At 60.9% G+C, this 1,257-nt stretch carries 1 protein-coding gene; it reads right to left on the reverse strand.

Translation table 11 applies throughout. The features are described from left to right. Positions 1-15: 15 nt before the first annotated feature. Positions 16-1,190, reverse strand: a protein-coding gene (locus tag RCH21_RS17125) for an IS3 family transposase (RefSeq protein ID WP_326965417.1) whose coding sequence is annotated in 2 segments (ribosomal slippage) — positions 16-917 and positions 917-1,190 — 1,176 coding nt in all. Because the reading frame shifts where the segments join, the coding sequence is not laid out codon by codon here. Between the last annotated feature and the right edge of the window lie 67 nt (positions 1,191-1,257).

Genomic DNA, 1,257 nt, shown 5'->3' on the forward strand with positions numbered 1-1,257 from the left:
GGGACTGCTGAAGGTTTAGTTTCCAGTTGGGTGTTGCTGGTTTCGGGCCGCTTTAGTGGCGGCTTGTCCTAGTATCTCGAATTCGATCGGTGTCATTCGGCCGAGTGCTCGCTGGCGGCGTTTGCGGTGGTAGGTCCGCTCGATCCAGGTCACGATGGCGAGTCTCAGATCCTCCTTTGTTGACCATCTCTGCCGGTCTAGGACGTTCTTCTGCAGGAGTGAGAAGAATGATTCCATCGCGGCGTTATCGCCGCAGGCGCCGACCCGCCCCATCGACCCAGTCAGGTTATTGTTCTTGAGCGTCTGCACGAAGACTTTCGACCGGAATTGGGACCCTCTATCGGAATGCAGGATCGTGTCGACCGGGCCGCGGAGCCTGATCGCGTTCCGGACGGCGGACACGGCAAGAGCTGATGTCATCCGGTCATCCATCGAGTAGCCGACGATGCGCTTGGAATGCACGTCTTTGATCGCGCAGAGGTAGAGCTTGCCGGCGTCGGTCCGGTGCTCCGTGATGTCTGTGAGCCACAGCTGGTTAGGACGATCGGCGCGGAACTGACGCAGGACAAGGTCATCGTGCACGGGAGGGCCGGCTTTCCTGGTGAGTCCGCGTTTCTTGGCGTGCAGCGACCACAGACGCTGCTGGGAGCAGATGCGCCAGACGCGCCGCTCGGACGCTGACACCCCGTGGTCGGCGATCTCATCCGAGATAAACCGGTACCCAAACGTCGGGTCGTCGTGGTGGATGTCGCGGGCGAGATTGGACAGGTGCGCATCCTCCCATTCCCGCTGCGACACCGGGTTCCTTCGCCACTTGTTGAATCCTTGGGGCGAGAATCCCAGAACCCGACAGGCCACCGTGACGGGGATACCGTCAGCGGCGAGGTCACGGACCAGCGGGTACTTCATTTTGGGGGCAGCTCACGGGCGAAGAACGCCGCCGCCCGGCGCAGGATCTCGTTCTCCTGCTCGAGCAACCGATTGCGCTTCTTGAGTTCACGGAGTTCGATCGCGTCGGCCTGGGTCACTCCCGGCCGCACACCGTCCTCAACGTCGGCACGTTTCAACCAGTTGTTCAGAGTGCCCTCGCTGATCCCGAAATCCTTCGCGATCTGAGCCAACGGGGCTTCATGTTTCCGCGCAACGGACACAACGTCGCGACGGAACTCTTCCGGATACGGCTTTGCCACAATGGCCATCCTTCCAGGAGGACAGAATCCTCACAGGCTAGATGGAAACCGAACCTTCAGCAGTCCC

The sequence above is a fragment of the Arthrobacter sp. PL16 genome (assembly GCF_035985055.1).
Classification (GTDB): domain Bacteria; phylum Actinomycetota; class Actinomycetes; order Actinomycetales; family Micrococcaceae; genus Arthrobacter_D; species Arthrobacter_D cheniae.